At 64.7% G+C, this 22,775-nt stretch carries 28 protein-coding genes and 1 riboswitch; of the genes, 12 read left to right on the top strand and 16 right to left on the bottom strand.

Going from position 1 to position 22,775, the window contains the following annotated elements; translation table 11 throughout:
* Positions 1–58: 58 nt before the first annotated feature.
* Positions 59–559 carry a YbjN domain-containing protein gene (locus IVB31_RS08660; protein WP_247320782.1) on the bottom strand — a complete coding sequence of 167 codons (501 nt, stop codon included), beginning with the start codon at positions 557–559 and terminating at the stop codon, positions 59–61.
* Between the two features lie 422 nt (positions 560–981).
* Positions 982–1,156, top strand: a riboswitch (FMN riboswitch).
* A 76-nt stretch (positions 1,157–1,232) separates the two neighbouring features.
* Between IVB31_RS08660 and IVB31_RS08655 the strand changes: the two genes are divergently transcribed.
* Entirely contained in the window at positions 1,233–1,793 is a 561-nt protein-coding gene (locus IVB31_RS08655) for a 6,7-dimethyl-8-ribityllumazine synthase (RefSeq protein ID WP_247320780.1), read from the top strand.
* Positions 1,794–1,912: 119 nt separating this feature from the next.
* Here IVB31_RS08655 and IVB31_RS08650 read toward each other — a convergent pair whose 3' ends face one another.
* The 8 genes from IVB31_RS08650 to IVB31_RS08615 form a co-directional block, all read right to left on the bottom strand.
* On the bottom strand, positions 1,913–2,947 hold the full coding sequence (locus IVB31_RS08650) for an ATP-grasp domain-containing protein (RefSeq protein WP_247320778.1): 1,035 nt from the start codon (positions 2,945–2,947) through the stop codon (positions 1,913–1,915).
* Positions 2,944–3,972, bottom strand: a complete 1,029-nt coding sequence (locus tag IVB31_RS08645; protein ID WP_247320776.1) for a putative zinc-binding metallopeptidase — start codon at positions 3,970–3,972, stop codon at positions 2,944–2,946. The genes IVB31_RS08650 and IVB31_RS08645 overlap by 4 nt, the downstream gene beginning before the upstream one ends.
* Positions 3,973–4,125: 153 nt before the next feature.
* Positions 4,126–5,079, bottom strand: coding sequence for a ribose-phosphate pyrophosphokinase (locus tag IVB31_RS08640; protein WP_247320774.1), 954 nt, complete (start codon positions 5,077–5,079; stop codon positions 4,126–4,128).
* A 193-nt stretch (positions 5,080–5,272) separates the two neighbouring features.
* Entirely contained in the window at positions 5,273–5,887 is a 615-nt protein-coding gene (locus tag IVB31_RS08635; protein ID WP_247320772.1) for a hypothetical protein, read from the bottom strand.
* Between the two features lie 114 nt (positions 5,888–6,001).
* Positions 6,002–6,769: a peptidoglycan editing factor PgeF gene (gene pgeF / locus IVB31_RS08630; protein WP_247320770.1), complete on the bottom strand. Its 768-nt coding sequence runs from the start codon at positions 6,767–6,769 to the stop codon at positions 6,002–6,004.
* Positions 6,766–7,884, bottom strand: a complete 1,119-nt coding sequence (locus tag IVB31_RS08625) for an SAM-dependent methyltransferase (protein WP_247320769.1) — start codon at positions 7,882–7,884, stop codon at positions 6,766–6,768. The genes pgeF and IVB31_RS08625 overlap by 4 nt, the downstream gene beginning before the upstream one ends.
* A 21-nt stretch (positions 7,885–7,905) precedes the next feature.
* Positions 7,906–8,751 carry a prolipoprotein diacylglyceryl transferase gene (lgt, locus tag IVB31_RS08620; RefSeq protein WP_247320767.1) on the bottom strand — a complete coding sequence of 282 codons (846 nt, stop codon included), beginning with the start codon at positions 8,749–8,751 and terminating at the stop codon, positions 7,906–7,908.
* 14 nt (positions 8,752–8,765) lie between these two features.
* Positions 8,766–9,497 carry a dienelactone hydrolase family protein gene (locus tag IVB31_RS08615; protein ID WP_247320764.1) on the bottom strand — a complete coding sequence of 244 codons (732 nt, stop codon included), beginning with the start codon at positions 9,495–9,497 and terminating at the stop codon, positions 8,766–8,768.
* Between the two features lie 168 nt (positions 9,498–9,665).
* On the opposite strand from IVB31_RS08615, the gene IVB31_RS08610 reads away from it, so the two are divergent.
* From IVB31_RS08610 to ychF, 4 genes are all read left to right on the top strand, one after another.
* Positions 9,666–9,917 (top strand): accessory factor UbiK family protein, encoded by a 252-nt coding sequence (locus tag IVB31_RS08610; RefSeq protein ID WP_247320762.1) that lies wholly within the window; start codon positions 9,666–9,668, stop codon positions 9,915–9,917.
* Positions 9,918–10,099: 182 nt separating this feature from the next.
* On the top strand, positions 10,100–10,822 hold the full coding sequence (locus IVB31_RS08605; RefSeq protein ID WP_247320760.1) for a 50S ribosomal protein L25/general stress protein Ctc: 723 nt from the start codon (positions 10,100–10,102) through the stop codon (positions 10,820–10,822).
* 58 nt (positions 10,823–10,880) lie between these two features.
* Positions 10,881–11,486, top strand: coding sequence for an aminoacyl-tRNA hydrolase (pth, locus tag IVB31_RS08600; RefSeq protein ID WP_247320759.1), 606 nt, complete (start codon positions 10,881–10,883; stop codon positions 11,484–11,486).
* Positions 11,487–11,491: 5 nt separating this feature from the next.
* Positions 11,492–12,589 (top strand): redox-regulated ATPase YchF, encoded by a 1,098-nt coding sequence (ychF, locus tag IVB31_RS08595; RefSeq protein WP_247320757.1) that lies wholly within the window; start codon positions 11,492–11,494, stop codon positions 12,587–12,589.
* A gap of 143 nt (positions 12,590–12,732) precedes the next feature.
* On the opposite strand, the gene IVB31_RS08590 is transcribed toward ychF, so the two are convergent.
* Positions 12,733–13,029: a DUF4282 domain-containing protein gene (locus IVB31_RS08590; protein WP_106940763.1), complete on the bottom strand. Its 297-nt coding sequence runs from the start codon at positions 13,027–13,029 to the stop codon at positions 12,733–12,735.
* A gap of 165 nt (positions 13,030–13,194) precedes the next feature.
* Between IVB31_RS08590 and IVB31_RS08585 the strand changes: the two genes are divergently transcribed.
* The 3 genes from IVB31_RS08585 (at position 13,195) to IVB31_RS08575 (ending at position 14,475) form a co-directional block, all read left to right on the top strand.
* A complete protein-coding gene (locus tag IVB31_RS08585) occupies positions 13,195–13,647 on the top strand; it encodes a MaoC family dehydratase (RefSeq protein ID WP_247320755.1) in 453 nt (150 codons plus the stop codon).
* Complete coding sequence (locus IVB31_RS08580; RefSeq protein WP_247320753.1) at positions 13,647–14,129, top strand: MaoC family dehydratase; 483 nt, start codon at positions 13,647–13,649, stop codon at positions 14,127–14,129. The genes IVB31_RS08585 and IVB31_RS08580 overlap by 1 nt, the downstream gene beginning before the upstream one ends.
* A 199-nt stretch (positions 14,130–14,328) precedes the next feature.
* Positions 14,329–14,475 (top strand): hypothetical protein, encoded by a 147-nt coding sequence (locus tag IVB31_RS08575; RefSeq protein WP_007614826.1) that lies wholly within the window; start codon positions 14,329–14,331, stop codon positions 14,473–14,475.
* A 41-nt stretch (positions 14,476–14,516) separates the two neighbouring features.
* Here the strand turns inward: IVB31_RS08575 and IVB31_RS08570 are convergent, their stop codons facing one another.
* From IVB31_RS08570 to IVB31_RS08550, 5 genes are all read right to left on the bottom strand, one after another.
* Positions 14,517–14,654 (bottom strand): hypothetical protein, encoded by a 138-nt coding sequence (locus IVB31_RS08570; RefSeq protein WP_007614812.1) that lies wholly within the window; start codon positions 14,652–14,654, stop codon positions 14,517–14,519.
* Between the two features lie 323 nt (positions 14,655–14,977).
* Positions 14,978–15,400: a hypothetical protein gene (locus IVB31_RS08565; RefSeq protein WP_247320751.1), complete on the bottom strand. Its 423-nt coding sequence runs from the start codon at positions 15,398–15,400 to the stop codon at positions 14,978–14,980.
* A 326-nt stretch (positions 15,401–15,726) separates the two neighbouring features.
* Entirely contained in the window at positions 15,727–16,644 is a 918-nt protein-coding gene (locus IVB31_RS08560) for a hypothetical protein (RefSeq protein WP_247320749.1), read from the bottom strand.
* A 222-nt stretch (positions 16,645–16,866) separates the two neighbouring features.
* The gene (locus IVB31_RS08555; RefSeq protein WP_247320748.1) at positions 16,867–17,307 is read right to left on the bottom strand and encodes a nuclear transport factor 2 family protein; all 441 of its coding nucleotides are present in this window, start codon (positions 17,305–17,307) and stop codon (positions 16,867–16,869) included.
* Positions 17,308–17,537: 230 nt separating this feature from the next.
* A complete protein-coding gene (locus IVB31_RS08550) occupies positions 17,538–17,990 on the bottom strand; it encodes a nuclear transport factor 2 family protein (protein ID WP_247320747.1) in 453 nt (150 codons plus the stop codon).
* A 214-nt stretch (positions 17,991–18,204) separates the two neighbouring features.
* On the opposite strand from IVB31_RS08550, the gene IVB31_RS08545 reads away from it, so the two are divergent.
* The 4 genes from IVB31_RS08545 (at position 18,205) to IVB31_RS08530 (ending at position 19,673) form a co-directional block, all read left to right on the top strand.
* Complete coding sequence (locus tag IVB31_RS08545; protein ID WP_247320746.1) at positions 18,205–18,450, top strand: hypothetical protein; 246 nt, start codon at positions 18,205–18,207, stop codon at positions 18,448–18,450.
* Between the two features lie 94 nt (positions 18,451–18,544).
* Positions 18,545–18,724, top strand: a complete 180-nt coding sequence (locus IVB31_RS08540; RefSeq protein WP_247320745.1) for a hypothetical protein — start codon at positions 18,545–18,547, stop codon at positions 18,722–18,724.
* A 116-nt stretch (positions 18,725–18,840) separates the two neighbouring features.
* The gene (locus IVB31_RS08535) at positions 18,841–19,227 is read left to right on the top strand and encodes a hypothetical protein (protein WP_247320744.1); all 387 of its coding nucleotides are present in this window, start codon (positions 18,841–18,843) and stop codon (positions 19,225–19,227) included.
* Between the two features lie 80 nt (positions 19,228–19,307).
* Positions 19,308–19,673 carry a hypothetical protein gene (locus IVB31_RS08530; RefSeq protein WP_247320743.1) on the top strand — a complete coding sequence of 122 codons (366 nt, stop codon included), beginning with the start codon at positions 19,308–19,310 and terminating at the stop codon, positions 19,671–19,673.
* 83 nt (positions 19,674–19,756) lie between these two features.
* Here IVB31_RS08530 and uvrB read toward each other — a convergent pair whose 3' ends face one another.
* A complete protein-coding gene (gene uvrB, locus IVB31_RS08525) occupies positions 19,757–22,711 on the bottom strand; it encodes an excinuclease ABC subunit UvrB (RefSeq protein WP_247320742.1) in 2,955 nt (984 codons plus the stop codon).
* Positions 22,712–22,775 lie beyond the last annotated feature (64 nt).

Genomic DNA, 22,775 nt, shown 5'->3' with positions numbered 1-22,775 from the left:
TGTCCAGGACGACGGCGAGGAGGAGCCATGGTTCCCTCTCCGCGCTTGGGAAGAGGCCTTACGCCTCGCCCACCGTGTCGAACATCGCCGCGTCCATGGCTTCGGTCGTGCTCTTGCCCGCCCACACCACGAACTGGAACGCCGGAAAATAGCGCTCGCAGGCGTGGATGGCGCCGGCAAGCATGGCTTCGCATTGCGCGGTGGAGGCGGTGAGTCCGCCCGGCAGCACCAGGGCCTGCCGGTGCATGATCATGCCGGTGGTGGTCCACAGGTCGAAGTGCCCGACCCACAACTGCTCGTTGACCGCGGCGACGAGCCGCTGGACCTCCGGTCGCCGCGCGACCGGAATCTTCATGTCGAACGCGCACGCCAGATGCAACGCCTCGATCTCGCCCATCCAGGTGAAGGAGATCTGGTAGTCGGTCCATTGTCCCTTGGAGACAATCGTGAGTTCGTCTTCGCCGGAGCGTTCAAACGGCCAGTTGTTGCTGGCAGCGATATCCTCGACCACCGCGAGCGGATGGCTTTTGGAATCGATAGTGCCTTCGAGCAGGGACATGCCGTCTCGACCTCTTGCCTTTTTGTTGTCTTTGATACGCACGCGGTTGGTCCGGCGCGCGCTCCCTTAAATATTGCTAAGGCGATCCCTAGGCGTCGCTGTTGCGATCCCGGGATCAGCGCGGGCTTGTCGCGGATCAAGTGATGTGATTTGCGGAATCTGCGCAACTGGCTGCCGAGTCCGTCCACAAGCCAGGACTCGTTCGTCCACAGCTCATCTCGGCCACAATTATTAACGAAAAGAACAAACGGGAATCGGACTCCCGGACCGCGTCCCGATCGTTAATTCCGCCGCGCGAGGGGCAGGCCGCCACCAGGACCTCCAAGTCGGCATGGGACCATGCGGTTTTCCCATGCGGAACACGCTTGCTGCGGCCCCGAACCGGCGTCATATTTCCGTTCAGGCCGTTCATTCCGGACGGCCGATGTTCTCAGGGCGGGGTGAAAGTCCCCACCGGCGGTAAGGGCCGAAAGGCCTAAGCCCGCGAGCGCCTTCCTCCGGAATCTTCCTGAAAAGGAATTTTGCCAAAGGGAAGGGTCAGCAGATTCGGTGCAACTCCGAAGCCGACGGTTAAAGTCCGGATGAAAGAGAACGGTCGGTGGCAGACGCATCGCAGGATGCGGCTGTTTGTCGTTCCGTGTGCCCTGATTCTGGTCCTTAACTGAGGAAAGCCATGAATCAGATGTTGCAAGATCCCCAAACCGAAACGTCCCAGACCACCCAACCGCCGGTTCCGAAGGACCCGGCGCCCGACCACCCGCGCTTCGCGAAACCGCAGCGGGTGGCCTTCGTGCAGGCCTGCTGGCACCGCGACGTGGTCGAGGAGGCCCGCATCGCCTTCGTGAAGGAGGCGGAAGCGCGCCATCTCAACCATGTCGACGTGTTCGAGGTACCGGGCTCGTTCGAGATCCCGCTGCACGCGCAGATACTCGCCAAGACACGGCGCTACACCGCGATCGTCGCGGCCGGCCTCGTCGTCGACGGCGGCATCTACCGCCACGAGTTCGTCGCCGACACCGTGATCAAGGCGCTGATGGACGTGCAGCTGCGCACCGAGGTGCCCGTGTTCTCCGCGGTGCTGACGCCGCAGCAATTCCACGAGACCGAGGTGCACTACGATTTCTTCCGCAGGCATTTTGCGATCAAGGGCGTCGAGGTCGCGGCCGCCTGCGCGGAGACATTGCTAGGGCTTGAACGCCTGCGCGGCCAGGTCGCGGCGGGCATCGTGGGGTAGGCAGACGACTGGAGGGTGGGCAAAGCGCAAGCGTGCCCACCATTTTCGCCGCAACAAAAGGTGGGCGCCGCGCTTTGCGCCCGCGCCCACCCCACGATAAGGGTGCAAGCCGAACCGGCTCACCCCAACGATACACCCGCCTTCGCCCGGCTGATCCCAAGCGTCAGGATGCGCTGCAGGAGTTCCGGGTATTTGAGCCCGGCATGCAGGGCCGCCGTGGCGAACTCCTGGCTCTTCGCGATTTCGGGATTTGGGTTGGCTTCGATGAAATACGGCGTGCCGTCGGCGGCGAGACGAAAATCGATGCGCGCGTAGCCATCGAGGCCGAGCGCCCGGTAGATGCGCTTCGCGGCACGCTGGATGCGGGCGGTGACTTCGGGCGCGAGGTCCTTTGCCAGCCCGTCGACAATGCCGACGCGCTCCTGATAATCGGTGTCGTGCTTGGCTTTTTCGGTGGCGATGTGCCGTGAGCTGCGCCCGCCCATGTTGCCGAATTTCAATTCCCAAACGGGCAGAACGCGCAGCCGGTTGTTGCCGAGCACGCCGACATAGAGCTCGCGCCCCTCGATGAACTGCTCGGCGATGGCTGCGGTTTCGCTCCGATCGTGGATGAAGGCGACGCGCTCCGCGAGCTTTTCGTCGGTATCGACGATGGAGGCCTGAGAAATGCCGGCGGATCCATCCATGTTCAGGCTCTTCACGATCAGCGGCAGCGCAAGATGCTTCGGCCGCTTGACCTTGCGTCGCATCGGGAAAACGGCGAAGGCAGGCACCGCGATGCGTCGGTGATGTACCAGCGTCTTGGACAGGTCCTTGCCCCGCGCCAGGATCAGGCCGCGCGGGTTGCAGCCGGTGTAGGGGACCTTCATCAGCTCGAGATAGCTGGCGATGTGCTGGTCGTAGGCGACGTTGTTGTGGAATTCCTCCAGCAGCGTGAAGACCACATGCGGCTTGAGCTGCTCAATCGCTTCGCGGACCGGCCTGATTTCCTCTTGCGCACCGAGCACGCGAACCTCATGGCCGGCGGCGCGCAAGGTGCTCACGACGTCGTATTCCGTTTTCCAGTTGTTGATTTCCTGCGGTGTGTATCCGTCGGAGGAATCCGGAGGCAGGAAGTCCGGATGCATCAGCACGAGAATGCGAAGCCGTCTCATAACGCGATCCATTTGCGCCGGGACGGGCCAAACATCGCGTGCATCGTCTTGGCGGTGACGAGGACAATGAAGTCGAGGACGAGCTTCTGTTCCGGGCCGACGGCGCGCAGGTCGAGCTCGCGGCAGCGGAAGATCATGTCGTCGATCACGGCATCGAGCGTGAGCTGGTTCTCGCCCGTCCATCGCGCGACCAATCGCCTGATCTTGGCGCGGTGACGTCTGATCAGGGCCGAAGCCGGCTTCGACCGGTGGTGCCGTGGATCGGCGGAAAAGAGCCGGGACAGATCGCGGTCGTAGGTCTTCGGGGGTGTGAAGGCGTAGAACGCCTGCTTCTTCTTGTAGTGCTCTTCGAGCGTCTGGCTGAGCCGACCCAACGGGTCGACACGCTCGCGCGTCGTGACCGGCGGCCGCTTTCCGACGATCTCGCCCATCAGCTCGTCGACATATTCGAGCTTCTTCAGCGCCGGCCAGCCGGCATATCGCGTCCGCCAGTTGGAGCGCGGCCGCAGCCACACAGCAAACGTCTCGGCGAAGTCTTCGTCCGGGTGACTCTGCGCGTACCACAGCCGGAGATGCTGGACGTAACGCCGGCTCGCCGGATTGGGCCGGTAGTAGCGCGGGTAGTGTTTCGACGACGGGCCGAATAGCTGCTGCCAGCGCCGGCGGCGTTGCAACTGATAACCGTGCTGGATGGCGTGGCCGGCCTCGTGACGGAGGATGGCCATGCATTCGCGCCAGGTGCCACCCTCGACGTCGAACATCATCTTCTTCTCGAGTTTCATCAGGCGGGGATGGGCGAGATAGAAGGGGATGGCGATGCCGGGGACGCCTCCCGGACTGAACCATTCGCTCGAGATCCACGTGTGCGGCCGCAGCCGGATGCCGCGCTCCTCGAGCTCCTCGTAGAGCGTGGCGACGCAGGCTTCGAGCCAGGTGCCTTCGACCGTGACCCTCAGGCTGGAGAGCCGCTGCTTGAGCAACTCGTCATCCGACAGCTTTTCCCAAGTGAATTTCGGGCGTGGCATCAGGCATCCAGGAGGTGACTCGGTACCCGGATGATGTCATGTGCCGTTGCCTGCAACAACCCATGGGGTCGGGGGAGGTGCTGCGGCGCGTCGTGAGGGGCGGGAGCTGCTCGCGCTCCCTCGCCCAGCCTCCGGGGAGAGGCGAAGGAGAAATCAGTCGAACAGGCTCGACACCGACTCTTCCGCCGCCGTGCGTGCGATGGCGTCGGAGATCAGGCTGGCGATCGGCAGCGTGCGGATGTTCGGCGCCTTGCTCACCGCCTCCGTCGGCAGGATCGAGTCGGTGATCACGAGCTCCTTCAGCTTGGAGTTTGTGATCCGGGCGGCCGCGCCGCCGGAGAGCACGCCGTGGGTGATGTAGGCGTAGACGTCCTTGGCGCCCTTGGCGATCAGCGCGTCGGCCGCGTTCACCAGCGTGCCGCCGGAGTCCACGATGTCGTCGATCAGGATGCAGGTGTAGCCGGCGACGTCACCGATCACGTTCATGACCTCCGATTCGCCCGCCCGCTCACGGCGCTTGTCGACGATCGCCAGCGGGGTGTTGATGCGCTTGGCAAGCCCGCGCGCGCGCGCCACGCCGCCGACGTCGGGCGAGATCACCATTGTCTTGGAGAGGTCGAACTTGTCCTTGATGTCGCGCACCATCAGCGGCGCCGCGTAGAGATTGTCGGTCGGGATATCGAAGAAACCCTGGATCTGGCCGGCATGCAGGTCGAGCGTCATGACGCGGTCGACGCCGGCCTGCGTGATCAGATTGGCGACGAGTTTTGCCGAGATCGGCGTCCGCGAACCCGATTTGCGGTCTTGCCGGGCGTAGCCGAAATAGGGCAGCACCGCGGTGATGCGGCGCGCCGAGGAGCGGCGCAGCGCGTCGGTGATGATCAGCAATTCCATCAGATGGTCGTTGGCGGGGAACGAGGTCGACTGGATCACGAAGGCATCCGAGCCGCGGACATTCTCCTGGATCTCGACGAAGATCTCCATGTCGGCGAAGCGCCGCACTACCGCCTTGGTCAGCGGCAGGTCGAGACCTTGCGCGATGGCCTGGGCGAGAGCCGGATTGGAGTTGCCGGCGACAAGCTTGATGGAGCCGTTCTTGGCCGACATGGACGCTTCCTCCCGCGCTTTGCTGGATACGACGTTCAACATCAGAGAATACCCACAGACAGCACGGTTACGACGGGCGAGGAAATATCAGGCCGGGGGCTGCAATGGCAACCCGGAATGCTACGTTGTCCCTGCGAAATCCTGAGTCCGGCCAACGGTTTGGCCGTAACTTGGGGCCGTGGTTTAGCGGTGGTTATCGCTCGGCATAGCCGAGCGCTGAGGCTGGCATGTCCGGTGCGGCCGCCGGGTACATCACGCTCGCCACCGCCGGTCCCCGCAAGCCGGGAGCAGGGCTCGGAGCCTCCGGCGTTCCGTTGATCATGTTGGAAAGTCCGCTGAATCCGGCCTGGGCGATTTTCCGTAGCACCAAGTCGTCGGCGGCGCCCCATGGGTCGCGGCCGCCCTTGGCGGCGGTCAGTTCCTCGCCAGAGAGGCGCAGCGCCCGCTGCTGGTTGGCGTCGTAGACGTCCCAGACCCAGGCGATCACGGTCTTGCCGCGGACGATCTGGGCGGAGAGGTAGCTGCGCACGCGATAGGCAGCCGAGCCCTCACGGGAGACGACGGAGAGGCTGCGCAGCTTGGATTCGCTGTCGAGCACGCCGACCATGCGGTCGAACACCGGGGGCGGCGGCCCGTCGATCGATTCGAAGGCGACCGTCGCGCCCGAGCCGGCGCTCGGCGCCATCGCATAGGAGTTCGCAGCACCACCGCCACCGGCGCAGCCGCCAAGCGCGGTCGCAGCCGCCAGCAGCATGACCGCCAGCACGCGCGAGCCGGCGCGGCGCAAGATGAATGACGCATCCCTCATTATGGAGGGCAGCGATATCGTTAAAATCGATTAAGGTCTAGGGCGGAGGCGCCATAGCCCACTGTCATCACGCCCAGGGCATCGCCCCGGAATGAGACGACGTTGCCCGTGTGTTCATGCTTCGAGCGCGATCGCGTGCACATGGCGGCCGTAATCCGGCTCCTTGCGATGCACCGAGCGGCGGTAGCTGAAGAAGCGTTCGTCGGAATAGGTGTCCAGCCCAAGATCGTCGATCATCAGGATACCCGCGGCGTCCAGACGCTTGCGGATGAAGCCGGCGAGGTCGAACATTGCGCGTCCGTCCCGCACCGACGGGATGAAGAACATCGTGTTGTCCGCATCCGCTTCGATGAAGCGCGCTACGAACTCGTTGCCGACTTCGTAGCTGTTCTGGCGGATCAACGGGCCGATCGCGGCGATGATGCCGCCGCGCGTGGCGCCGAGTTCCTCCATCGCCGAGATCGTCGCTTCCAGCACGCCTGTCAGCGCGCCCTTCCAGCCGGCATGTGCGCCGCCGATCACGCGCGCGTTGGGATCGACGAACAGCACCGGCCCGCAATCGGCGGTGGACACGCCGAGCGCGATTCCCGGCACTTTCGTCACCAGCGCGTCGCCCTTCGGCCGCGGCCCGCTCGGCCACGGGGTGTCGGCGACGCGGACGTCGGGCGAATGGATCTGGTGCAGGCTGAGAAAGCGCTCCGGCGCGACGCCGACATGCTCGGCCATGCGGCGGCGGTTCTCCGCGACGAGGGCCTGATCGTCGTTGGAGCCGAGCCCGCCGTTCAGCGCGGAATAGATGCCGCCTGACACGCCGCCCTCGCGGGTGAAGAAGGCGTGCCGCAGGCCGGGCACGGCCGACAGCAGCGACGAAACGAGCGTCATGAGTCGCCTCCGGCCTGGTCGAGATCGCTGAGGCCCGCAAGGCCTGATAGCCGCGGCTCGGAGATGCCGAGCACCTTGAACATCGAGCCCATGCCGCTGCGTCCTGTCTCGGTCAGGCGTTTGAGCGCGATAGAAATGTCGGTGGCGATTTCGGGCGTCGCCTTCTGCATCAGCGCGGCGGCGCGGGTCTCGATGCCGACACGCTTGAGGAAGTCGCCCTGCGTCACCGGGCCGTGCACGCGGGCGCCGACGTCCTCGGCCGCGCGCGCCAACGCCTGGAAGTCGACATGGGCGGTGACGTCGGCCTGGCCCGGCGCCTTCAGGGGATCGGTGAAGGTATGGCGGGCGATCGCCTGGAAGGTGTCGCCGGCATCGCTGCGCAAATGTCCGTAGTCGATGATCAGCGCCGCGCCGTCCTGGTCGCGCACGCGGCTCGCGAGCTTCATGATCTCGGAATCGGGCCGCCATTCGAACACGGCACCAACGGGCGCGGCGCGCACCAAAGGCGGCAGCAGCACCTCGAAGCGCGGCGTCGGCTCGGCGGCCGCGCCGAATTGAAGCTTGCCGTTGGGATCGATCTCGATCACGCGCTCGTGCCAGCCGTTCTCGTGACGGACCATCTGGTGGATCGGCAGCACGTCGAAATATTCGTTGGCGAGAATGATGCTCGGTCCTTCGGGCACGTCGTCGACGCTGTCGTGCCAGGCGATGTTGCGCACGCCCGACAGCGTCGCACTCTGCCGCTCGCGCAGCACCGGATTGACCTCGACCATGTGGATGTGAAGCGCCTGGTAGAGCGGCGGCAGCACGCGGAGCGCGCGCAGCGCATCCGCCATCATGGTGCCGCGGCCGGGGCCGATCTCGATCAGACGCAGGAATTGCGGCGACCCCATCTGCTTCCACACCGAGGCGGTCCAGAGCCCGAGCAACTCGCCGAACATCTGGCTGACCTCGGGCGCGGTGGTGAAGTCGCCTTCTCGTCCCAGGGGATCGCGCGAGACGTAATAGCCATAGCGCGGATGCATCAGGCACAGTTCCATGTACCGCCAGACCGGCATGGGGCCTGAGGCTTTGATCAGCGCCTTGATCTCGTTGAGTAACGGCTGCTCGGTCACGGTCTGTCTTCTCAAAAGGAATTAACGAATAGCCCCTACGGGCTTCGGCGCGCCGCGCCTCACTGCCAATACAATAAGTATGAGGCCTACAATAAGCATCGGGATCGACAACAGCATGCCCATGGTTAATCCGCCCCACAGGAAGCCGAGCTGGACGTCCGGTTCGCGAAAATGCTCGCCGGCGATCCGGCTCAGACCATAGATCAGGATGAAGGCGCCAAGGATCATTCCGGGCCGCTTCAGGGCGCCGAACCGGATCATGATCGCGAGCACGGTGAACAACAGGATGCCCTCCATGCCGGCCTCATAGAGCTGGCTCGGATGGCGCGGCAGCTGGCTGGGATCATTCGGAAAGATCATCGCCCAGGGCAGGCCGGGGTCGGTAGCACGGCCCCACAATTCGCCATTGATGAAGTTGGCGATGCGCCCGAGCAGCAGACCGACCGGGGCGACCGCGGTGGTGATGTCGCCGAGCGACAGGATCGAGATGCGGTTGCGATAGGCAAACCACATCACCGCGACGACGCAGCCGAGGAAGCCGCCATGGAACGACATGCCGCCTTCCCACAGTCTGAAGATCGCGGCCGGGTGATCAATAAAGAAGGGCAGATTGTAGAACAGCACATAGCCGGTGCGGCCGCCGAGGATGATGCCGAGCGTGACCCACAGGATGAAGTCGTCGATCTGCAGCAGCGACATCGGCGCGGGCCCGCCCCACAGCCGCTCTTTCTTCAGAAGCGAGCGCGCATAGAGCCAGCCGAATACGATGCCGCTGATATAGGCCAGTGCGTACCAGCGGATCGCGAACGGACCGATCTCGATCGCGATCGGCTTGAAGGCGGGAAAGTCGATGAGCAGAAAGGGCATCGCGCCTTCTATGTCTAGACGAGATTGCGGCGATAGAGCGCCAGCAGACGCTCCCAATGCCGCTCGGCGGCGTCGCGGTCATAGACCGGACGCTTGGGGAAGGCGAAGCCGTGATGGGTGCCAGGATAGATCTCGACTTCGGCTTTGGCGCCGCTCATGCCTTGCTTCACCTTCTCGATGATCTCGGCGGGCGCGTAGATGTCGGTCTCGGCGCAGGCGAAGTAAAGCTCGGCCTTGGTCTTGGCTGCCGCGAGATGCGGGCTGTCGTCCTGGTCGGTTGCGAGCTGCGTACCGTAGACCGAGGCGGCGGCCTTGACGCGATCGGGGAAATGCGTGGCGGCGTTGACGGCGTAGCGGCCGCTCATGCAGTAGCCGACGGTGCCGATCAGTTTGGTGTTCGCGGCCGCCTGGCCCTCGGCATAGGTCAGCAGCGCGCGCGTGTCGTCCATGATCATGGGGATCGTGAGCGATCCCATCAGCGCGAACATGCGCTTCCGCTCCGGCGCGTTCGGATCGGCCGGCAGCGCGCCGAGCTCCATCACCCCGGAACGGTAATAGAGGTTCGGCAGCATCACGTAATAGCCCGATGTCGCGAGCCGGCGCGCCATGTCGCGCAGCTCTTCGCGGATCGCCGGCGCATCCATGTAGAACAGGATGACCGGAAACGGCCCGCCGCGTTCGGGATGGCTGATGTAGGTTGCGGTGTGACCGTCCTTGGTGGGGATCGCGATCTGCTGGTCGATCATCTCGAGCGCCTTTGTGATTCTTCTTATGCAGGGACGTTGAATACGATTGCAAGGAAACCGGGGCGTGACAAGGATACCGCCGATCGGCACTTGAACCGTTCGGCGCGGATTGCCATTGTCTTTCCAAGTGTTCGCGCAAAGATTATCGGCAGCCGCCAGGAGACCGACATGACCCAGACCAACAACCGGTTTTTCGACGAGATCGGCCGACTGATGAACGACGCCGCCGGTGCGGCCCAGGGCGTCAAGCGCGAGGTCGACACCGTGTTGCGCACCCAGGCCGAAAAATTCCTGCGCGACATGGATTTGGTCAAGCGCGAGGAGTTCGAGGCGGTCAAGGACATGGCCCGGCTCGCGCGCGAGGAGAACGAGGCGCTGAAGGCGCGGATTACGGCGCTGGAGGCCAAGCTCGGCGGGTAGCGACGGCGGCTCTATCCGGGCGACCCGGTTCCGCCCGGCAGCCCATTATCCTTGTCATTTCCGCGTCTTCCGGGTAAAAGCCCGCCACGTCCGCGGCCCCCGCACCCCTGGAGGCTTGCTGTGGACGATGCCATGGGCCGCGCTGCGGCCCATTAACTTTTGCAAAAACAAGGACTTAGACTATGGCGACGACCGTCAAGGAATTGAAGGCGACCGCACGTCCGAAGAGCGGCAAGGGGGCCGCCCGGGCAGAGCGTCGCGCCGGGAGAGTGCCCGGAGTGATCTATGGCAACAACCAGCCCCCGCTGCCGATCTCGGTTGACGATCGCGAACTGCGCTCGCGCATTCTCGCCGGCCGGTTCCTGACCACGCTGGTCGACGTCGAGCTCGACGGCAAGAAGCACCGCGTGATTCCGCGCGACTACCACCTCGATCCGGTCAAGGACTTCCCGATCCACGTCGACTTCATGCGGCTCGGCGAAGGCGCCACCATCCGCATCAGCGTTCCCCTGCATGTCGTGAAGGCGGAAGGCTCGCCCGGCGTGAAGCGCGGCGGCGCCGTCAACATCGTTGCGCATGCGATCGAGCTCGAGTGCGGTGTCGAGAACATCCCGCAGTTCATCGAGGCCGATGTCGGTTCGCTCGAAATCGGCCACTCGCTGCATCTCTCCGACATCAAGCTGCCGGCCGGCGTCAAGGCGCTGACCTCCGAGGACGCGACCCTCGTCACCATCGTGCCGCCCTCCGGCTACGCCGAAGAGCAGAAGGCCGCGGCTGCTGCTCCGGCTGCGGGTGCTGCTGCTCCGGCGGCTGGTGCTGCCGCTCCTGCTGCGGGTGCTGCTCCGGCGGCGGCTGCCAAAGCTCCTGCTGCCAAAGCTCCCGCCGGCGGCGACAAGAAGAAGTAATCTCTCAAGGCCGGCGCGCGGTCTCTGATCGCGCGCCGAGCGAGGGGCGCGCCGCGTCATGCGACTGTTTGTTGGGCTCGGCAATCCCGGCGCGAAATACGCACGTAACCGGCATAATGTCGGCTTCATGGCCGTCGACGAGATCGCGCGGCGTCATGGTTTCGCACCCTGGCGCCGCAGGTTTCAGGGCGAGACCTCGGAAGGCACGCTCGGCACGGAGCGCGTAATCCTGCTCAAGCCGACGACCTACATGAACGATTCCGGCCGCAGTGTTCAGGAAGCGGCAAGCTTCTTCAAGATCGCGACGGGCGACGTCACCGTGTTCCATGACGAGCTCGAGCTGCCGCCGGGCAAGGTGCGGGTGAAGATCGGCGGCGGCATCGCCGGCCACAACGGTCTGCGCTCGATCTCGGCGCATATCGGCAAGGAGTACCGCCGGGTGCGGCTCGGCATCGGTCATCCCGGCGTCAAGGAACTGGTGCACGGCCATGTGCTGTCGGACTTCGCCAAGGCCGACAACGACTGGGTGGCGACGCTGTGCGACGCCGTGGCCGAGCACGCGGCATTGGTTGCCAAAGGCACGGACGCGACCTTCGCCAACAGGGTGCATCTCGCCATGCAGGCGAAGGGATTTTTGACCAAGGACGAGAACGGCAAGGAATAACGCTCGTGGGATTTAAATGCGGGATCGTCGGATTGCCCAATGTCGGCAAGTCGACCTTGTTCAATGCGCTGACCGAGACGGCCGCGGCGCAGGCCGCGAACTATCCGTTCTGCACCATCGAGCCGAATGTCGGCGAGGTCGCGGTGCCGGATCCACGGCTCGACAAGCTCTCGGCCATCGCCAAATCGGCGCAGATCATCCCGACCCGGCTGACCTTCGTCGACATCGCCGGCCTCGTGCGCGGCGCCTCCAAGGGTGAAGGCCTCGGCAACCAGTTCCTCGCCAACATTCGCGAGACCGACGCCATCGCACATGTCGTGCGCTGTTTTGAGGACTCCGACATCACTCATGTCGAGGGCAAGATCGCCCCGCTCGCCGACATCGAGACCATCGAGACCGAACTGATGCTTGCCGATCTCGACAGCCTCGAGAAGCGCGTCGACAACCTCACCAAGAAGGCCAAGGGCAACGATAAGGACGCCAAGGAGCAACTCGACCTCGTCAACCGCACGCTGGTCCTGCTGCGCGAGGGCAAGCCCGCGCGTCTCGTCGAGCGCAAGGCGGAGGAGGAGCGTGCCTTCGGCATGCTCGGCCTGCTGTCGTCGAAGCCCGTGCTTTACGTCTGCAACGTCGAGGAAAGCTCGGCCGCCACGGGTAATTCGTTCTCGCAGGCGGTGCAGGACCAGGCCGCCAAGGAAGGCGCCATTGCCGTCGTCATCTCCGCCAAGATCGAATCCGAGATCGCGACCATCTCGCGCGATGAACGCGCCGACTTCCTGGAGACGCTGGGGCTGGAAGAAGCCGGCCTCGATCGCCTGATCCGCGCCGGCTACACGCTGCTCGACCTCATCACCTATTTCACGGTGGGCCCGAAGGAAGCGCGCGCCTGGACCATCTATCGCGGCACCAAGGCGCCGGGTGCGGCCGGCGTGATCCACACCGACTTCGAAAAGGGTTTTATTCGCGCCGAGACCATTGCGTACGAGGATTACGTCGCGCTGAACGGCGAAGCCGGCGCTCGCGATGCCGGCAAGCTGCGCCTCGAAGGCAAGGAATACGTCGTCGCCGACGGCGACGTGATGCATTTCCGGTTCAATACGTAAGCCGCGAACCTCGGTGCCGTAGGGGGGTTAGACGAGCAGATGCGCGAAGCGCATTTGCTCGGCGTAACCCACCACTGTCTCGATCCGCGGAAACGGAAGAGGTGGGTTACGGCTTTGCCTAACCCACCCTACGAAACCAGCCCTCACCGCAACCCGCCGCCCTGATCCCTGATCGCGCCGAGATGCTCGTTGATGCGGAAGATGATCAGGATCAGCTCGGCGATGATGCGCGAGAACACGATGCCCACGACGACGCTCGCGATCGACGACAGCAGCATCAGGAAGCCGCCGAACGGGCTGATCGCCATCATCGCGAGCCCGGAGAAGATGCCGGAGAGGCCGAACAGGCAGATCAGCGCGATAACCAGCCAGTAGAAGGTCTTGATGATCGTCGGCGTAATGAAGCGGTCCCACTGAAACAGATCGCTGAATGAAAACATGGCTCTCCCCACGGCAAATCGGGCCTTCACATGGATACCGGCCCGCGGCTGATCCGACTCAAATCAAGCCGCCGCCTCGAATGTAGCACGAGCCATGCGGGCCAGCGGGGTTGAGATTGCCGCAAAGTGCGGCCACAATCTGTCATTCCCTCAAAGCTTTCCAAGATGACCCTGACCTTCGAAGATTTCCCGCCCGGCCGGTTCGGAACATTCGGCCCGCGCCATGTCACCCGCGACGAGATTCTGGCTTTCGCCGCCGAGTTCGATCCGCAACCGATGCATCTCGACGAGGAGGCCGCGGCCAAAAGCATGCTGCGCGGCCTGTCCGGGTCGGGCTGGCATCTTTGCTCGCTGATGATGCGGATGATGGCCGACGGTTTTATCACCCGCGCAGCCTCGCTGGGATCTCCCGGCGTCGAGGAGGTGCGTTGGCTGTCGCCGCTGAGACCCGGCGACGACCTCATGCTCGACGTCGAAATCGTAGCGGCCCGCACATCGAAGAGCCGGCCGGAGCTCGGCATCGTCAAGTTCAAATGCACCGCGCGCAACGCGACGGGGCAGGCGCTGTGCGAGATGACCTCGCCGATCCTGATCAAGCGGCGCGAGAGGGCGGTCTGATGCCGTTCTTCGAGGAGATCGAGATCGGCCATCGCCGCGAGATCGGCGCCTACAATTTCACGGCCGAGTCCATCAAGGCGTTCGCCGCGAAGTTCGATCCGCAGCGTTTCCACCTCGACGAGGAGGAAGGCAAGAATTCGCTGTTCGGCGGGCTTGCGGCCTCGGGCTGGCATGTCGGCTCGGCCTGCATGAGCCTGCTTGTCGCCGACGGCCAGCGTCTGGCGCGGGAGGCCGCTTCGCGCGGCGAGGAGATCGCGGTGTGGGGTCCGTCGCCGGGCTTTCGCGACCTGCGCTGGATCAGGCCGGTGCTCGCCGGTGATACCGTCGCTTACGTCAATGTCGTCATCGACAAGCGCAACTCCGCCTCGCGCCCGGGCTGGGGCATTCTGACGGCCCGCACCACCGGCACCAACCAGCGTGGTGAAGAGGTCTACGCCATCACCGCCAGCGCCTTCGTGCCGATGCGCGTGAAGGACGGTTAGATTCGTTCCAAGATGAACGGTCCAAATGAGTGCGCGAGTGTTGCTCGCGCGCTATGGACGCGATTCCGGGTGGCTGCCATAAGCCTGCGCAACATGGTTTTCCCGCGAAGCAGTTGGCGGAACCATCGAGTTGCTAACCAATTATGAACCTGTCGCTGTCTATTTGAACGAACTGGGCAGAGTACAGGGGACGAGGACCATGGCAGACCGCGGCGCACTCAAGCTGGTCGGATTTATCTTTGCTACCGCGACGCTGGCGGTGATGCTGGTCGCCGGCATGGTGGTGAAGGGCTATGCCGATGGCGCCTACACCCTGGAAGCTTCGACGGTGGAAGCCACCCGGTAAGATTTCGTTAACTCCGCGGGGCCGCAACGCGGCTTCCGCCCTCAGCGGCTATAGACGAACGCCAATATCGCGATCGCAACCGCCAGCAATCCGACAAAACGCAGCATGATCGTGCCGAACTGGTTCGGCGCGGGCCGCAGCGGTATCGGGTCGGTGGTGTCGGGCCGAATGCTTTCCATGAAATGTCCCCCGGCCCGGCCGCTGCGGGCGCCTGGCATTGGTCGCCGGGGAGGAGCGGGAAGTTCAAACCGCACCCGCCGCTGTCATGCCCCGCGCTGCCGCACCCTCGGCTGTCATGCCCCGGCTTGACCGGGGCATCCAGCCGTGGCGTCTCGGTTCAATCACCGCCGTCTCTGGAATACTGGGTCACCCGCCTTCGCGGGTGACGACACTGGTATGGGGTAGGCTCCATGCGCGAAGGCGCTCTCACATCCCCACGAATCAAAACCGCCGCGCCCCCTTTTCGGGAACGCGGCGGCCGGTGATGCTTGGTGCCCGGCGCTTAGCTGTTGCGCAGGCCGTCGGCGGCGCGCTTCCACTGCGAGACGTTGTCGGCGATCATGCGGGTGGACTTCATCGCGGCCTGGCTGAGCTGGGCGTAGCCGGAGATCTCGCGCTGGACGCGCTGGCCTTCGGCGTGGAGCAGGTCGCGCAGGCTCTCGAGTTCGGAAATCAAATTCTCGATCTCGGCGAGCGAGGTGCCGGCGACGCGCTGGATCAGCGAGTTGACGTTGGTGACGGTGGCTTCGGCGCTCGGGTCGAGCGGCGGCGCGTCGGTGGTCGTGGCCGCCGGACGGCGCAGATAGGCGATGTCGTTGCGGACGAAGTCACGGATGCCGGCTTCGACTTCCGTCACTGCGGCGAGGTTGGTGTCGATGGTCTCGGTCTCGGTGGCTTCGGTCTTTTCCGGACGCATGGCGTTCATCGTTGTTCCCCTGTTCGCGTTGAGCGCGGCGCGAGTGTCCCCCGCACGACGACGTCTGTAGAGCGACTAGGGCGTCGGATTTTGACCGCAACTTGGCAGAGGTGCGGCAAGGGCGGACCATTCGGCGGTTTTGCCGTGGCGTATGGTTACGAGAGTCTGAACGCGGCCCCGCGGAGAAGAACCTATCCCCTCATGGTGAGGAGCGCGCCCCTTCGCGCGCGTCTCGAACCATGCAAGGCCCGGCTCTCGCAGCGGGGACCTCGATCCTTCGAGACGCGCTCCTCTGGAGCGCTCCTCAGGATGAGGAGAGAAATTGGGACGCTTGGCTACCAGCTCTTCTTGAAGCCGGCCGTCAGGCTCTTGTTGATCGCCCCCTGCGAGGTCTCGCCGACCGAGCCCGAGACGGTGACGTTGTCGAACAGCTTCTGCTCGGCGCCGACCTTGCGCAGCCATTTGTCGTCGGTGGTCGACAGCGTCTGGCCCGCGGTGATGCTGGTGCCGGTGTCGGTGAGGGTGACCTTGGCCGACTGATCGGTCTCGTAATTGCGCGTGATGTGGCCGCCGATGCCGGGGAGCGCCGTGGTACCCTGCTGGTTGACGCTGTAGCCGTGCTGGAGCGTCAGCGACGTGTCGTTCGACAGCGGCACCGATTTGATCAGCGACGCCCCGAGCTTGCTCTGTTCAGAGCCGGGATCGACGCGGGCTTCGACCGCGGTCTTGTCCCAGATCCGGCCCGCGCCCGGCGCGGTCGCGGCCGCCCAGGCGCTGCCGGAGGATTGCGGCACGTTGCCGCCATTGGTGGCCTTTTGGGCCAGCAGCTCGGACATCGTCCGCGGCTCGCTCGTCACCGTCATGTCGGCGCCGACGCGGGCGTCCCAGAACGAGGATACCGACTGCTTCACCGTCACCGCCGAGGAGCCATTGGCATTGGTGTTCGTCGACCAGTTCAGCCCGTCCTTGGCCGCGGCCTGGGCGCGCTTCTTGGCGGCGATGATGTCGTTGAGCGTGCCGGCGTCGATCGCGAGCTGGGCCCAGTCGAGCTTGTCGACGTCGATGCCCTTGAGCACGTCGGGATCGTTGACGTCGGGAGCCTCGGCCGCCTCCTCGGCGTCCTCGTCAGGCGCGGTTGCGGCTGGGGAGAAGGGCGGAATGATCTGCGCCGAAACCGTCAGCACCGAGCCGAAAATGAACGCAGCCGCCAGCACCGGCAGCCTGGCCCAGCCAAAACCCGTCGAAAATTCCATCGTCCTGCCCGTCAGCCCAGTTCGCGGCCAGGATGCGGAACTATCGTTGCAAAATTGTGGCGCCGGCCATGCCGCCGAATAATCAACCAACGGGCCGCGCGAAAAGTGCGCGCCCGATGACGAGCTTCTCCACGGCGGCATCCGGCGGGGCTGGAGGCCAGGGCGCGTCGCGGAGAGCATCAAGTCGTCGGTCCCGAAAAACGGGGCCCGTTGGTGTCCCCCTCAGCCGACGCCGGTCATCTTCGGCAGATGAATGGCGCGGCCGAGTGCCTGCTCGACCAGGTCGAAGGTGTCGATCAGCACGCGCATGCTGGTGAGCTTGCCCGCTTTGAACTGGGCGAACTGGGCGACCCGCAAGCTGATCGGCTTGTTGGAATCGAGCGCGGTTAGCGAATAGCGCAGCATCGAGGCGGCGGAATCGACGCCCAGCATGATGCTCTCGCGGTCGAAGCGGCGGACCTGGAAATTGTCGGCGAGCTGGCGGATGACGTCGAGCACGGCGTCCTTGCCCTGGCGCGCGCCGAGGAACGGAAACATGTCGATCGGGCCGTACAGGGCCCACTCGACGTCCTCGTCGATCAGGGCCTCGATGTCCTCGAAATGCCGGTCGTTGATCGCGCGGTGCAAAGCACGCGAGAAACGCCAGAGGCTGTGCTCTGTCATTTTGGGGCGTCCTGAAGCTGGCTTGCAAAAAAAACGGAAAACAACCCCATGCGCCGCAAAGGCGCCCCCGGGGCCGCTCAACTCATTTGTATACGAACAAAATACGCCATTTCGGCCAAAACGCACTTCACGTTTTCGCAATGCACAATTGATCGCGGCGTGTGAGATTTACAATAGAACCCCGTAGTTTCCCGGTTCTCGCGGCGCGGGTTCCCGCCGGGCCGTGGGAGCTACCCCTCATCCACCCGCACGCCCGCAATCAGCGGCCCGATCTCGCGCTCCAGCACCTGCTGCACCAGATCGTAGGAATCGATGATCTCGCGGATCTGCGCCACCTGCCCGCCGCGGAACGTGTAGAACACGGCCATGTCGAACTGCACGACGCGGTCGTTGCTGCGCTTCCTGAAGAACACGCGCAGATAGGCCGCGACGGTGTTGCCCTCGGCGACGAGCTGCGGCACCTCGTGGCGGGTCTCGGAATAGCGCGTCTGCACCGTGCGCCACAGCTCGCGCAGCTCTTGCTTGCCGTGGCGCGGACCCAAATGCGGCAGCACGTCGATCGGCGCGTGGGTGAGAAAGTCGACGTCGTCGGTGCAGCACGCCAGCGCGGCCTCGATGTCGCCGCGCGCGAAGGCGTCGAGCAGATGCAGCACGCGTTGCCTGTTCAGCGATTCAACCGTCATGCTGCTCCCGCCCTCATTGGCCGTGGATCGCAAACGCTATCCTGCGGTTCGCGGGACTAGCAATCCGAAAAAACACAGGGTGACTGCAGCTTGAGACGCGCCGGGCCAATGCCGGGTTCATAGGGTACAGTTGCGGGTTGAGCGTGTGCAAAAGGGAACCCGGACCCATCCAAGCTCGTTGAGACGCCGACACCGCATCCGGAGACATCGACCCATGAAATCCCCGCTTCTCGCCATCGCCGCCGCGCTCCTCATGCTGGGAGCGACCTCCGCCGCCAACGCCAAGGGCTGCATCAAGGGCGCCGTCGTCGGCGGCGTCGCCGGCCACTATGCCGGCCATCACGGCGTCCTCGGGGCCGCCGCCGGCTGCCTCTACGGCCGGCACCAGGCCAAGGAGCAGCAGGAACAGGAGAGGCAGCGGCAACAGCAGAGCCAAGTGAACGGGCAGGGCAAGCTTTAGAGGCCCGGAAAGCTTCGCGCGCGGTCTTCTGTCCGGCATGCCCCGATCGTAAGTTACACTCGCTAACGCGGGGGTTGAGCCGGGCGAGGGGACGATGGACGTCGGGAAGTTCTTGTGGGGCGTCGTCCTCGCGATCCTGTTCGTGGGCTTCCTCGTTGCTTTCATCAGAAGCGTCTTTCGCGCGCGGGGCGTCAAATACAATTGGCTCGGCGTGTTGCTGTCCTTCTCGACGATCGGACTCGCCATCTACCTCGTATTCTTCCGTCAGCTCTGAAGCCGCACGCCGCGCCCGCTGCCGGGCGCGAAGGCCGCCGCACCGCGTGACCCATCTCACATCCCCCCTCTGACACCGGGACTATCGTCGTTCCCATGTCATCAGGGAGACGTGTCATGGCCGCCATCGCCACCGGGAGAAAGTCCCACCTGCACAACGCGATCGAAGGCCTCGCGCTGACCGCCACGCTGCAGAGCTTCCCGACCTTCGCCGTCGCCGCTTTCCTGCTCAAGCTCGTCGGCAACCACGACCTCGTCGGCGACCCCGGCGTCGCCATCTTCGTCGCCATCGCCTCGCTCGCCCACGCAATGCTTGCGGTGACCCTGGGCCCGAGCTTTCCGGCCTTCTTCAAGACCGTCTACGAGCCAAAATTCTTCGAAGCCCATTTGTCGCTCGCCGACAAGATCACGGCATGGCGCACCCAGCCGGTCGCCTCGCTGCAACTTATGACCATCGTGCTGCTGCTGTCGGTGATGGCCGTGGTGACGGCGAGCGTGGGGTGAGGCAGTCGCTCTCTGTCGCGCCTGGGGCGCACGCACAATCTCGATATCTCCTGAACGCGATCAATCACGGGACCAACGTCATGACCTCCATCACCGCGTCAAAATCCGGCTCCCTCAACTGGCTCGAAGGCTTTGCCCTCACGGCGATCCTGCAAGGATTTCCGATCTTCGCCGCCACCTCGCTGATGCTGAAGCTCCTGGGCGACCACAGCGGAGCCAACCCCGTCCTCACCGTGACGATGGCGACGATCTTCTACAGCTTGCTTGCGATTTGGGCCGGCAGGAGATTTCCGAGATTCGCGAAAAACGGCTACGAGCCGCTGTTCTTCGACGCCAGCCTGTCCTTCTCCGACAAGATCGCCGGCTGGCGCGCCAGGCCCAGGACGTCGGTGCAACTGGTGGCGTCGGTGCTGCTGCTGTCACTTCTGGCGATGGGCGTGGGGTGAGTGGGCGTTTCTCGTCATTCTCGGCGCGGCCAACGGCGAGCCCGGAATCGATAACCACCGGCGGTGCCGGCGGCTCTACGCCCCTACCGCTTCTTCCACCCACCTCTATGCCCCGGCGCGCCGCCGCTCGACCGCGGCGCCGGCCCGAACTCCGGCCCCGACTGCTTTGAGTCCGTCGGCTGGATGATCCGGCTCTCGCCGCCGAACGGTTTTGCCGGCAGGGCGCGGTTCTCGCGATAGGGCAGCGATTCCGGGCCGTGCATCTCGTCGAGATGCGGCTTGTGTACCTTCGAGCCGCTGCCGCTACCGCCGCTGGCTTTCAGCGCGGAGCTCACCGTCTTCTTCTTCATCGCGCTGACCGGCAGGTTTGCGGCGTCGCCGTATTTCTTGGCGCCCGCATAGGCGCCGGCCTTGCCCTGCACCGTGCGCTGCTTGACGGTGGGGTCGTCGACGACCGCGAGCTCGGTGGCGCGCAGGCGCTTGACCTCGTCGCGGAGGCGGGCGGCTTCCTCGAAGTTCAGATCGGCGGCCGCCTCGCGCATCCGTGTTTCCAGATCGCCGAGCACGGCTTCGAAATTGTGGCCGATCGAGATGACGTCGTCGGTCATGTCGTGGCCGCCGATTTCGACCAGCACGTGGTCGCGCTCGTAGACCGAGTTGAGAATGTCGCCGATCGACTTCTTCACGCTCTCCGGCGTGATGCCGTGGGCGGTGTTGTACTCGACCTGCTTTTCGCGGCGCCGGTTGGTTTCCGCGATGGCGCGCTCCATCGAGCCCGTCATCTGGTCGGCATAGAGGATCACCTTGCCGTCGACGTTGCGCGCGGCGCGGCCGATGGTCTGGACCAGCGACGTTTCGCTGCGCAAGAAGCCTTCCTTGTCGGCGTCCAGAATCGCGACCAGCGCGCATTCGGGAATGTCGAGGCCTTCGCGCAACAGGTTGATGCCGACCAGCGCGTCGAAGGCGCCGAGGCGCAAATCGCGGATGATCTCGATGCGCTCGATGGTGTCGATGTCGGAGTGCATGTAGCGGACGCGAATGCCCTGCTCGTGCAGATATTCGGTGAGGTCCTCCGCCATGCGTTTCGTCAGCACTGTGATCAGCGAGCGATAGCCGGCCTGTGCGGTGGCGCGGACCTCGCCGACGAGATCGTCGACCTGGGTGCGGGCGGGGCGGATGTTGACGGGCGGATCGATCAAGCCGGTCGGGCGGATCACCTGCTCGACGAACACGCCGCCGCTCTCGTTCAGCTCCCAGCCGCTCGGCGTCGCCGACACCGCGACGGTCTGCGGCCGCATCATGTCCCATTCCTCGAACCGCAGCGGACGGTTGTCCATGCACGACGGCAGACGAAAACCGTATTCGGCCAGTGTCGCCTTGCGGCGGAAGTCGCCGCGGAACATACCGCCGATCTGCGGTACCGTGACGTGGCTTTCGTCGGCGAACACCAGCGCGTTGTCGGGGACGTATTCGAACAGCGTCGGCGGCGGCTCGCCGGGCAGGCGCCCGGTCAGATAGCGCGAATAATTCTCGATGCCGGCGCAGCTTCCGGTCGCCTCCATCATCTCGAGGTCGAAGGTGGTGCGCTGCTCCAGCCGCTGCGCCTCCAGCAGGCGGCCCTGGTCGTGGAGCTGGTCGAGCCGCATCTTCAATTCGGATTTGATCGACTTGATGGCCTGCACCAAGGTCGGGCGCGGCGTCACGTAGTGTGAGTTGGCGTAGATCTTGATGAATTCGAGCTCGTCCTGCTTGTGGCCGGTGAGCGGATCGAACTCCTCGATGTTCTCGACGGTGTCGCCGAACAAATTCACGCGCCAGGCGCGGTCTTCATAGTGCGCCGGAAAGATGTCGATGACGTCGCCGCGCACGCGAAACGTGCCGCGGGTGAAATCGGCCTGCGTCCGCTTGTATTGCAGCGCGACGAGATCGGCGATGAGCTGGCGCTGGTCGATGCGCTCCCCCTTCTTCAGCGCAAACGTCATCGCGGTGTAGGTCTCGACCGAGCCGATACCGTAGATGCAGGACACCGACGCGACGATGATGACGTCGTCGCGCTCGAGCAGCGCGCGCGTCGCCGAGTGGCGCATGCGGTCGATCTGCTCGTTGATCGACGAATCCTTCTCGATATAGGTGTCGGTGCGAGGAACGTAGGCTTCGGGCTGGTAGTAGTCGTAATAGCTGACGAAATATTCGACCGCGTTGTCGGGAAAGAAACTCTTGAACTCGCCATAGAGCTGGGCGGCGAGGGTCTTGTTCGGCGCCAGGATGATGGCGGGCCGCTGCGTCTTCTCGATCACCTGCGCCATGGTGTAGGTCTTGCCCGAGCCGGTGACGCCGAGCAGCACCTGGGTGCGGTCGTTGCGCTTGATGCCTTCGACCAGCTCGGCGATCGCGGTCGGCTGATCGCCCCGCGGCTCATAGTGGGACTTGAGCTCGAAGCGCACGCCGCCTTCGGACTTTTCCGGGCGGGGCGGCCGGTGCGGCGCCCACACCTGTGTCGAGCCGTCGTCCTTGCGGAACTCCGGACGGCCCTCGCGGATCAGCGATTCCAGCGCGTCCGCGGTCGCCTTGACGCCGAGCGCCTCCATCTTGCTGCGCGGTGGACGCGCGAGGGCCTCGGCATCGTCCTCTTCAGTCGGGAGACCGAGCTGACGGGCCAGTTCCGGATCGAGCGTCGGGATCGTGGCCGCGGTCCCGTAATTGGCCTGGGGCGCCTCGTCGAAACCCGCGTCGCGGGGCGGCTGCGGATTGGGCCGCAGCGGCATCGGCCTGGTCCTGGCCGTATCCTGTGGAAACTCCTTTGGCGTCGACGCCCGTGCCCGATGCGCGGCGGCCTCGCCGCCGGAGCGGCGGTCGCGCGAATTGTCCGGCGGCTGCTGCAGCCCGGTTCCCGATCCAAGCCCGGCATCGCCGCGATTGATCGCCGGGTTGAGCAGCTCGGCCAGCGCCGGCCCGATCGGCTGCACGTCAGGGCGGTGCGCCTTCGAGTTCGGGGCCTTGGTCTTGGGGGATTTTGGGGGAGCCGGTTTCTTCGCCATGCCCCGAATATGGGGCGAGTCCGGCTCGCAATAAAGGGCGAATCCCGGTCGCTATGCAGCCTGC

It is taken from the genome of Bradyrhizobium sp. 21 (genome assembly GCF_023073335.1).
Classification (GTDB): Bacteria; Pseudomonadota; Alphaproteobacteria; order Rhizobiales; family Xanthobacteraceae; genus Bradyrhizobium.
Note: the sequence above shows the minus strand (reverse complement) of the source record. Positions and strands in the feature narration are given on the sequence as shown.

Bases quoted from the DNA above. Each gene is read 5' to 3' on its own strand.
- IVB31_RS08660 (WP_247320782.1), bottom strand. From the start codon at position 559: ATGTCCCTGCTCGAAGGCACTATCGATTCCAAAAGCCATCCGCTCGCG.
- IVB31_RS08655 (WP_247320780.1), top strand. From the start codon at position 1,233: ATGAATCAGATGTTGCAAGATCCCCAAACCGAAACGTCCCAGACCACC.
- IVB31_RS08650 (WP_247320778.1), bottom strand. From the start codon at position 2,947: ATGAGACGGCTTCGCATTCTCGTGCTGATGCATCCGGACTTCCTGCCT.
- IVB31_RS08645 (WP_247320776.1), bottom strand. From the start codon at position 3,972: ATGCCACGCCCGAAATTCACTTGGGAAAAGCTGTCGGATGACGAGTTG.
- IVB31_RS08640 (WP_247320774.1), bottom strand. From the start codon at position 5,079: ATGTCGGCCAAGAACGGCTCCATCAAGCTTGTCGCCGGCAACTCCAAT.
- IVB31_RS08635 (WP_247320772.1), bottom strand. From the start codon at position 5,887: ATGAGGGATGCGTCATTCATCTTGCGCCGCGCCGGCTCGCGCGTGCTG.
- pgeF (WP_247320770.1), bottom strand. From the start codon at position 6,769: ATGACGCTCGTTTCGTCGCTGCTGTCGGCCGTGCCCGGCCTGCGGCAC.
- lgt (WP_247320767.1), bottom strand. From the start codon at position 8,751: ATGCCCTTTCTGCTCATCGACTTTCCCGCCTTCAAGCCGATCGCGATC.
- IVB31_RS08615 (WP_247320764.1), bottom strand. From the start codon at position 9,497: ATGATCGACCAGCAGATCGCGATCCCCACCAAGGACGGTCACACCGCA.
- IVB31_RS08610 (WP_247320762.1), top strand. From the start codon at position 9,666: ATGACCCAGACCAACAACCGGTTTTTCGACGAGATCGGCCGACTGATG.
- IVB31_RS08605 (WP_247320760.1), top strand. From the start codon at position 10,100: ATGGCGACGACCGTCAAGGAATTGAAGGCGACCGCACGTCCGAAGAGC.
- pth (WP_247320759.1), top strand. From the start codon at position 10,881: ATGCGACTGTTTGTTGGGCTCGGCAATCCCGGCGCGAAATACGCACGT.
- IVB31_RS08590 (WP_106940763.1), bottom strand. From the start codon at position 13,029: ATGTTTTCATTCAGCGATCTGTTTCAGTGGGACCGCTTCATTACGCCG.
- IVB31_RS08585 (WP_247320755.1), top strand. From the start codon at position 13,195: ATGACCCTGACCTTCGAAGATTTCCCGCCCGGCCGGTTCGGAACATTC.
- IVB31_RS08580 (WP_247320753.1), top strand. From the start codon at position 13,647: ATGCCGTTCTTCGAGGAGATCGAGATCGGCCATCGCCGCGAGATCGGC.
- IVB31_RS08575 (WP_007614826.1), top strand. From the start codon at position 14,329: ATGGCAGACCGCGGCGCACTCAAGCTGGTCGGATTTATCTTTGCTACC.
- IVB31_RS08570 (WP_007614812.1), bottom strand. From the start codon at position 14,654: ATGGAAAGCATTCGGCCCGACACCACCGACCCGATACCGCTGCGGCCC.
- IVB31_RS08565 (WP_247320751.1), bottom strand. From the start codon at position 15,400: ATGAACGCCATGCGTCCGGAAAAGACCGAAGCCACCGAGACCGAGACC.
- IVB31_RS08560 (WP_247320749.1), bottom strand. From the start codon at position 16,644: ATGGAATTTTCGACGGGTTTTGGCTGGGCCAGGCTGCCGGTGCTGGCG.
- IVB31_RS08555 (WP_247320748.1), bottom strand. From the start codon at position 17,307: ATGACAGAGCACAGCCTCTGGCGTTTCTCGCGTGCTTTGCACCGCGCG.
- IVB31_RS08550 (WP_247320747.1), bottom strand. From the start codon at position 17,990: ATGACGGTTGAATCGCTGAACAGGCAACGCGTGCTGCATCTGCTCGAC.
- IVB31_RS08545 (WP_247320746.1), top strand. From the start codon at position 18,205: ATGAAATCCCCGCTTCTCGCCATCGCCGCCGCGCTCCTCATGCTGGGA.
- IVB31_RS08540 (WP_247320745.1), top strand. From the start codon at position 18,545: ATGGACGTCGGGAAGTTCTTGTGGGGCGTCGTCCTCGCGATCCTGTTC.
- IVB31_RS08535 (WP_247320744.1), top strand. From the start codon at position 18,841: ATGGCCGCCATCGCCACCGGGAGAAAGTCCCACCTGCACAACGCGATC.
- IVB31_RS08530 (WP_247320743.1), top strand. From the start codon at position 19,308: ATGACCTCCATCACCGCGTCAAAATCCGGCTCCCTCAACTGGCTCGAA.
- uvrB (WP_247320742.1), bottom strand. From the start codon at position 22,711: ATGGCGAAGAAACCGGCTCCCCCAAAATCCCCCAAGACCAAGGCCCCG.